Origin of the sequence: Mesorhizobium sp. M4B.F.Ca.ET.017.02.2.1 (genome assembly GCF_003998955.1) — a bacterium.
GTDB classification, from domain to species: domain Bacteria; phylum Pseudomonadota; class Alphaproteobacteria; order Rhizobiales; family Rhizobiaceae; genus Mesorhizobium; species Mesorhizobium abyssinicae.
The window spans coordinates 1-7448 of record NZ_RZOF01000310.1 but is presented as its reverse complement, the minus strand read 5'-3'; the positions used below and the strand labels follow the sequence as shown (position 1 = coordinate 7448).

The following is a 7448-nucleotide window of genomic DNA, read 5'->3' as shown; positions in this document are numbered from 1 at the left end:
GGCGATGTCGCGGACGCTGCGGCCCATTGGCCCTTCGACGCCCATCTGGGCATGGAAGACATCGATGTCCGGCCCGGCCGGGACCAGTCCCTGCGAGGGGCGGAAGCCGTAGACGTTGTTGTAGGCGGCAGGGTTGCGCAACGAGCCGCCGAAGTCGCTGCCGTCGGCGACCGGCAGCATGTCGAGCGCCAGCGCCACCGCAGCGCCGCCGCTCGAGCCGCCGGCGGTGAGAAGCGCATCGAAGGCGTTGAGCGTCGGGCCGAACACGCTGTTGTAGGTGTTGGAGCCAAGTCCGAATTCGGGAACGTTGGTCTTGCCGATGATGATGGCGCCCGCCTTGCGGACACGCTCGACGAAGAAGTCGTCCTCGCCGGGGACAAAGTCGGCGAAGATCGGCGAGCCGAAAGTGGTCCTCAGGCCCTTGGTCAGCGCCAGGTCCTTGATCGCAATGGGCAGACCGAACAGCGATCCCGCCTTGCCGCCGCGCGCCAGATGGGCGTCGGCGCTGTCGACTTCGGCGAGAATATCGGCGCGGTCGCGCAGCGACACGATGGCATTGACCAGCGGGTTCACCGCCTCGATGCGGTCGAGGAAGGCGGTGACCACCTCGCGTACCGACAGGCGGCGCTCACGGACTGCGCCGGCCAGTTCCACGGCGGACAGCCGGCAGATATCACCCGCGGGCGGGACGGCATGTCTGGTCGCCGGACGCATGGCCGTCACCCGGCGGCCGACAAGGCGGCGTCGACGTCCTTCGCCAGCGGTATCGCCGGCTGGGCGCCGGGCTTCAGGCAAGCGAGCGAGCCGGCGGCGGCGGCGCGGACGAGCGCCTGTTCGAGTGGCAGGCCCGACGACAGGCCGGCACCGAAATAGCCGCAAAACGTGTCGCCGGCGCCGACCGTATCGACCGGAGTGATCTTCAACGCCGGCACGGTCAGGAAGGTGTCGGGCGTCGCGGCGAGCACGCCGTCGCCACCGAGGGTGACGACAATGGCGCGTCCGGTCTTGCCGGCATAGTCGCGCATCCGCGCCGGGCGGTCGCGGCCGCTGAGCGACAGCGCCTCGCCGTAGAGATCGAATTCGGTCTCGTTGGCGACGGCATAGTCGGCCTTGCCCAGAAGCTCGGACGCCTCGGGGCGGAACGGCGCGGTGTTGAGCACGCTGACGGCGCCGGCCGCCCGCGCCGCCTCCAGCGCGGCGTCAACGGTCTGCAAGGGGATCTCGTGCTGCAGCAGCACGACGTCGCCCTTCTTGAGCTGTGCCTTGGCGATATCGCCTGGCAGCACCGAATCATTGGCGCCCGGGACCACGGCGATGACGTTTTCGCCGTCGGCGCCGACCAGGATCAGCGCCGTGCCGGTCGAGGCGAAGCTCTCGCCTATGCCGGAGAGATCGACCTTGCCAGTGAGCAAAGCCAGCGCCTCGGCGGCGAAGCTATCCTTGCCGACGGCGCCGACCATCCTCACCTTGGCGCCGGCGCGCGCGGCGGCCAGCGCCTGGTTGGCACCCTTGCCGCCGGGCGCGGTGGCGAAAGCGGAACCGCGCACCGTCTCGCCAGGCGCTGGCAAGCGGTCGACATTGGCGATGAGGTCGAGGTTGATCGAGCCGACTACGATAATCAAGAAGTGCCTCCTGCTTAATGGGCGGGAAGCTAGCCCGTAAGAGTGCCGGTTGCCAGCCCATTGAGCAGTTCCGCGCGAGCCGCCACGCTTTCATTCGCAGCGCACGGTGACCGTGCCCTGGTAGCTGCCGGCGGGAAAGATGCCCGGCGATTTGGTGGCGGTGAGGTCGACCTGCATGGTGTGGGTGCCGTTGATTACACGCTGCGGCGAACTGCCGGGAATATCCGTGCCCGAGCCGTCGAGACGGAAGACCGTGGCGAAAGTGACGTTGGTGTCGCCACCGCTTGGAGCGGAGGTGAAGGCGATCGGCGCCGGCGCCGAAACAGAAAAGCAGTCGATCAGGTTGAGGATCGTGCACAGCAGCGAGCTTGCGGTGATGGTGGCGCCGGCGCTCGACCCGCCCGCCTGCTTGGAGCCGAAGATGTTGATGGCGGGATTCGGCTTCATCGTTCCGGAGGCGCCGATCACGATCGTGCAGGTGCCAATGATCGCCGCCTGGGTCGGAAGGCAGAGGCCGGCAAGTGCCGCCATCGCCAGCAGGGCGCGGCTATTTCTTCTTCTTTTTCCTGCCATCGCCGTTTGTCCCTCTGATGCTCCAGCCTTCGTTGGCCCATCCGGCCGATGCGGCCGCGGGAGCGCGAGCGGCCGTCGGAGGGGCGGCAGGCACGCTTGCCGTCGTCTGGCCGTCGGTGCCGAGGCCCATCTTGAGCAGCTTAAGTTCCAGTTGCAGGCGCTCGACCTCAAGCTCGTAGAGGCGGCTGCAATCGACGCGCTTCGGCGTCCGCCCGATCGGCACCACCACGCGGCCATAGGTGGCGAGGTCGCTGTTCGACTGGCTGCTGTTGTTGCCTCTGATGACGCCGACATCGAGATAGGCGCCGCTGCCGGAAACCGAGGAGCGGCAGGTGGTGCCGTCGGAAGCGTGAACCTCGTCCTGGCCCTGGGGCAGAGTGACGCCGGGCAGGGTGAAGCCCGTCTGGTTCTGGTTCAGGTTCAGTATGTCCTCGGCAAACCCCTGACTCACGACCGCCAAGGCGGGCAGCAAGGCAAGGGTCAGGACCTGCGATGTCCGAAGAACTTTCCGCATATCTGTGCCCTTATCTGCGTCTGCTCGCTTGGAAAGGGGATACTCTCGGTACAGATACGCACTTTACGCTCGGTTGCGCCGTCGAACGGCACGACCACCAGGACCGGACGCGATGCCTGGCCGGCCAAAAGGAAGGCGCTCGGCGTGATCCTGGCGGCGACCGGCTGGAAATCCTGGTCGTAGACATGAACCTCGACGCGAATGCGCTGGTCATACGGGTTGCCCGGGAAGACCCGGACGGCGAAGGCATCGGTGAACGACCTCACCTCGCCGCGCATCGGCGTCATCGACTGGCCCGTCGCGGCGATGGGAGACAGCACGGCGGCCAACGCCGCCGCCAGAGTTCCAATCTTTCTCAAAGATCGCTCCTTTCGCGAGAGGCTATTCGCAGCGCAATGTCACGGTCGCCTGGTAGTTGCCGGCGGAGAAGCGGTTTGAGCCGCCCTTGGTGCCAGCAAGGTTGACGGCGACCGTCGATGTGCCGGGTACCGTCAGCGCGGTCGCCGTTCCGGTTTCGGCAATCGTCTGCGCGCCGGAGGTGGCGAAGGTCGGGGTCCATGTGGTGGCCGTGACATCCGAGGCCGGCACGGTGGTGGTCGTAACCGGGTCGACGCTGAGCGTGACGCCGCCCGTGGTGTCGACCTGGGCGCTGCCGGCTGAACCGCCGGCATTGTGGGAGCTCAGCGACTGAAGGTTGGTGCTGACGGTCATCGTGCCGTTGGAATTGATCGTGATCGTGCAGGTCGCGGTGATCGTGCCGTTGAACAACACGTTTCCGGTGGCGGCCGATGCGGTCTGGTCGATACAGGCGACCAGCAGTGCCGCACCGATGACGGCGCGAAAGAACTTCATCGAGACCCTCCTATCAAGCCGGCTGGTCCGACTTAATGCAAAGGTATCTTCGCTTTGTCGTGGTTAATTTAGGGTAAACTTAAGGGGCGTGACTTGCCTGCAAAGAGAAAAACCGGCGAAACCACAGGTTGTCGCCGGTTGTATCGCTTACTGTTGCAGGACAATAAGTGTAAGAATACTTGCTTATACTTCGATCTGCGGTTTTGTGCAACAATCACCGAAAAAATCGATGTTTCAAGACCCGACCTGTCCCGCCTCCCAGCCGAGGATGGCGCGCTTGCGCGTCAGGCCCCAGTGATAGCCAGTCAACGCCCCGGATTTGCCGAGCGCGCGATGGCAGGGCACGACGAAGGACATCGGATTGGCGCCGACAGCCGCGCCAACCGCGCGGCTCGCGCTCGGCGCGCCGATGCTGGCGGCGATCGAGGAGTAGGTGCAGGCCTTGCCCATCGGAATGCGCAGCAGGGCTTCCCAGACACGCAGCTGGAAGTCGGTGCCGATCATCACCACGCGCAGCGGCTGGTCGGCGCGCCACAGCCTCGGATCGAAGATGCGCGCGGCATAGGGCGCGGTGGCGCTCATGTCCTCGACATAAGTCGCGTTCGGCCAGCGCCCCGACATGTCGGCGAAGGCCGCCCGCTCGCCGCCGGCATCATTGAAGGCAAGGCCGGCAAGGCCGCGGTCGGTGACCATGATCAGCGCGATGCCGAAGGGCGAGATGTGATAGCCGTAGCGGATGGTGAGGCCGGCGCCGCGCGTCTTATAGTCGCCCGGCGACATCGCCTCATGGGTAACGAAGAGGTCGTGCAGCCGGCCGGGGCCGGACATGCCGAGCTCGAACGACGTCTCGAGCAGCGGCATGCCGGAATCAAGCAGCCGGCGCGCGTGGTCGAGCGTGACCGCCTGCAGGAAGGCCTTGGGCGACAGGCCGGCCCAGCGGGTGAACAGCTTCTGCAACCCGGTCGGCGTCTCGCCGACCTCCTCGGCCAGAACCTCGAGCGAGGGCTGGTCGCGATAGTCGAGGCTGATCTTCTCGATGGCGCGGCGCACGACCTCGTAATCGCTGCCTTCGGGGGTGATGTCGTTCTGAAGGATCGCGGTCGGTTTCATCTGCGCATTCATGGTCATCTGGGCGTTCATGGCAATATCTCCTTGAGCGCGAATATCGTTGTTCCCGCCCTCTGCCACCACCCGAAACTTGCCTTCCAGCAACCGGCGCCCAGATAGAACTGGCTCAGTGAAAGGAAAGCCCATGGCCGGCGAGAAAGTCCATCTCACCCGGGAAAAGGAAACCCTGCTCATCACCGTCTACGGCAAGGCGCTGGAAAGCCGGAGGCCGGATTCGCTGTTGCAAGATCGCTTCGCGGATGAGGCCGTTCGCCGAATCGACTATGACTTCGCGAGGCTTAAGGTCGACGACAATCTCGCCGTCAGCCTGGCAATCCGGGCGAAGGCGCTGGACGACTGGACGTCGGCCTTCCCGGCCATGCACCCCAACGCCATCGTGCTGCATCTCGGCTGCGGGCTCGACACACGGGTGTTCCGCATCGATCCGCCGCCAGGCGTCGACTGGTTCGACGTAGACTATCCCAAGGTCATCGAGCTCAGGCGCAAGCTTTTTCCGCCGCGCGACCACACCCATTTGATCGCTTCGTCGGTTACCGAGCCCGGCTGGCTCGATGCTGTGCCGGGCAATCGGCCGGCAATGATCGTTGCGGAGGGGCTCACGCCCTATCTCGCCGCCGACGAGGGTCCAAAATTGTTTGCGCGGCTTGTGTCGCATCTGGCCGGTGGCGAGCTTGTCTGCGACGCCTACAGCGATCTCGGTCTGAAATTCGTGCGTTCCAGCCCGACGTTCCGAGCTACCGGGGCCGAGCTTCACTGGGCGATCAACGACCCGCGCGAGCTGGAGCAGGCTGCGCCTGGCCTGCGGTTGGTGGAGGAAACCTCCGCCTACAAACCCGAACATGCCGCGCGCGTGAGCTGGTTCGCGGGCCTGATCTTCCGCCTTTGGAGCCACATCCCGGCCCTTCGCAAGGTGGGCCGGTTGCTGCGGTTCCAATTTTGACGATCAGCGCGCCCTGGCGGTGGCGAGCGCGCGCGAAAAGGCGGCGGCAAAACTTTCGCGGGAAGCGGGGTCGAGGAAGGACCCGATCGACACGATCTGCCCCTGCGCTTCCACTGCCATCCTGGTAATGCCGATCTCGGCATGGCGGGCGATCGAGAAGCGGGCCCAGAATGGATTGAAGCGGTGCGCTTCCGATTTGCCGGAGGGCGCGGTCTTGCGGATGTCGAGGGTGGTGCGCGACACCGACACCTCCTCGCGGGCGCGGGCGGCGCGGTAGTTGACGCGGAAGGCGATGTAGACGGCGATCACGTCGAGCCCGAAGAAGCCGAACACCGGCCAGGCGCCGCGCGACAGGAAGAACGCGCCGGTGACCAGCCAGCCGAACGACAACGCGGCCATCAGGACGAAGAAGCCGGTGCGGCCGAGCGAGCGGTGCGGTGTCAGCAAGGCATGGAAGAAGGGTTCGTCGGCCTGGAAAGAGGCGTTTGTGTCGCTCATGGCTGGATATTATAGGAAGGGAATGGCAAGCCCCAAGACGAAAAAATCCCCGATGGCCAAAAATGCACTGCCGCCCGGCCGGCGCGACGGCTCGAACGCCAAGCCGCGGCCGCGGCCGGCACGATCACGGCCGCTCTACAGCCCGGCCGAGGTGCATGAGATCTTCCGGCGGTTTTCGGTGCAGCGGCCGGAGCCGAAGGGCGAACTCGAGCATGTCAACGCCTTCACCTTGCTGGTCGCCGTGGTGCTTTCGGCGCAAGCGACCGATGCCGGCGTCAACAAGGCGACGCGGGCGCTGTTCAAGGTCGCCGACACGCCGCAGAAGATGCTGGCGCTGGGCGAGGCAAAGGTCGGCGACTACATCCGCACCATCGGACTCTGGCGCAACAAGGCCAAGAACGTGATCGCGCTGTCCAAGGCGCTGATCGACGAGCATGGCGGCGAAGTGCCAGACGACCGCGACCAGCTGGTCAGGCTGCCGGGGGTCGGGCGCAAGACCGCCAATGTCGTGCTCAACATGGCCTTCGGCCAGCACACGATGGCGGTCGACACGCATATCTTGCGCATCGGCAACCGGTTGGGGCTGGCGCCCGGCAAGACGCCTGAGCAGGTCGAGCAGGGGCTGCTGAAGATCATTCCGGAAGAATATATGCGCCATGCGCATCACTGGCTGATCCTGCACGGCCGCTATGTCTGCAAGGCGCGCAAGCCGGACTGCCCGGCCTGCGTCATCGCCGATCTGTGCAAAGCGGCCGAGAAAACGTCCGAGATACCAGCGCCGCTGGTGCCGATCGCGCCGCTGGCGGAGAGCGTCGCCGTGGAGGCTCAGTAGCCGCGCGCCATCGCCGCGGCGAAGACCGGGATCAGCAGGAAGATGAAGGCTTCGGCGCGGACATAGGTCTTCACCGAGGCGAGCTCGGCCGCCGGCACCTGAAAGCCGGGAGTGGCGCCGGCCTGCCGGTTCCAGGAGATGAAGCGGATGGTCGGGACGATCGACAAAAGGCCGACGATGACGAAGGCCGTCATCTTTGCCCAGAACATCCAGTTGTAGATGTAGAACTCCCAGCCCTTGAGGCCATAGAAGACACGGCCGGCGCCGACGATGACGATCAGCGCGGCGATGATGCCGTAATGGCGGTCGATGCCGACAAGGCGCTTCAGCGTCGCGGCGGGCAAGTCGCCGCGGATCAGCACGAATTCGGCGCCGATGATGCCGGCCAGCGAAAACACCAGCAGATGATGGATGATGGCCAGCACGAGGTCGGTGGTATCCATGCTTTTCCTCTGGTTGGATGATGCGTAGGCTGAATCAGATTCCCGC

The 7448-nt window shown here is 65.4% G+C and carries 11 protein-coding genes; 2 read left to right on the top strand and 9 right to left on the bottom strand.

The genetic code is table 11. The features are described from left to right. The 7 genes from EN738_RS27200 to EN738_RS27170 all read right to left on the bottom strand — a co-directional run. Positions 1-714, bottom strand: a 714-nt coding sequence (locus EN738_RS27200; RefSeq protein ID WP_245494749.1) for an amidase family protein, incomplete at its 3' end; no start/stop codon positions are given. 5 nt (positions 715-719) lie between these two features. Beyond that, entirely contained in the window at positions 720-1622 is a 903-nt protein-coding gene (locus EN738_RS27195; protein ID WP_127286386.1) for a ribokinase, read from the bottom strand. A 90-nt stretch (positions 1623-1712) separates the two neighbouring features. Continuing rightward, positions 1713-2195 (bottom strand): hypothetical protein, encoded by a 483-nt coding sequence (locus EN738_RS27190; protein WP_127286385.1) that lies wholly within the window; start codon positions 2193-2195, stop codon positions 1713-1715. Continuing rightward, a complete protein-coding gene (locus EN738_RS27185) occupies positions 2170-2709 on the bottom strand; it encodes a hypothetical protein (protein WP_127286384.1) in 540 nt (179 codons plus the stop codon). The genes EN738_RS27190 and EN738_RS27185 overlap by 26 nt, the downstream gene beginning before the upstream one ends. Further along, positions 2676-3068 (bottom strand): hypothetical protein, encoded by a 393-nt coding sequence (locus EN738_RS27180; protein ID WP_127286383.1) that lies wholly within the window; start codon positions 3066-3068, stop codon positions 2676-2678. Before EN738_RS27180 ends, EN738_RS27185 begins: the two co-directional genes overlap by 34 nt. 22 nt (positions 3069-3090) lie before the next feature. Further along, complete coding sequence (locus tag EN738_RS27175; protein ID WP_127286382.1) at positions 3091-3561, bottom strand: hypothetical protein; 471 nt, start codon at positions 3559-3561, stop codon at positions 3091-3093. 234 nt (positions 3562-3795) lie between these two features. Next, complete coding sequence (locus EN738_RS27170) at positions 3796-4683, bottom strand: methylated-DNA--[protein]-cysteine S-methyltransferase (RefSeq protein WP_127286387.1); 888 nt, start codon at positions 4681-4683, stop codon at positions 3796-3798. Positions 4684-4813: 130 nt separating this feature from the next. Here EN738_RS27170 and EN738_RS27165 point away from each other — a divergent pair, with 130 nt between their 5' ends. Then, complete coding sequence (locus tag EN738_RS27165) at positions 4814-5629, top strand: class I SAM-dependent methyltransferase (RefSeq protein ID WP_127286381.1); 816 nt, start codon at positions 4814-4816, stop codon at positions 5627-5629. Between the two features lie 3 nt (positions 5630-5632). Here EN738_RS27165 and EN738_RS27160 read toward each other — a convergent pair whose 3' ends face one another. Beyond that, a complete protein-coding gene (locus EN738_RS27160; protein WP_127286380.1) occupies positions 5633-6127 on the bottom strand; it encodes a DUF2244 domain-containing protein in 495 nt (164 codons plus the stop codon). A gap of 22 nt (positions 6128-6149) precedes the next feature. Between EN738_RS27160 and nth the strand changes: the two genes are divergently transcribed. Continuing rightward, positions 6150-6959, top strand: coding sequence for an endonuclease III (gene nth, locus EN738_RS27155; protein WP_127286379.1), 810 nt, complete (start codon positions 6150-6152; stop codon positions 6957-6959). Here the strand turns inward: nth and EN738_RS27150 are convergent. Further along, on the bottom strand, positions 6953-7402 hold the full coding sequence (locus tag EN738_RS27150; RefSeq protein WP_127286378.1) for a DUF2214 family protein: 450 nt from the start codon (positions 7400-7402) through the stop codon (positions 6953-6955). The genes nth and EN738_RS27150 overlap by 7 nt on opposite strands. Positions 7403-7448: the final 46 nt, after the last annotated feature.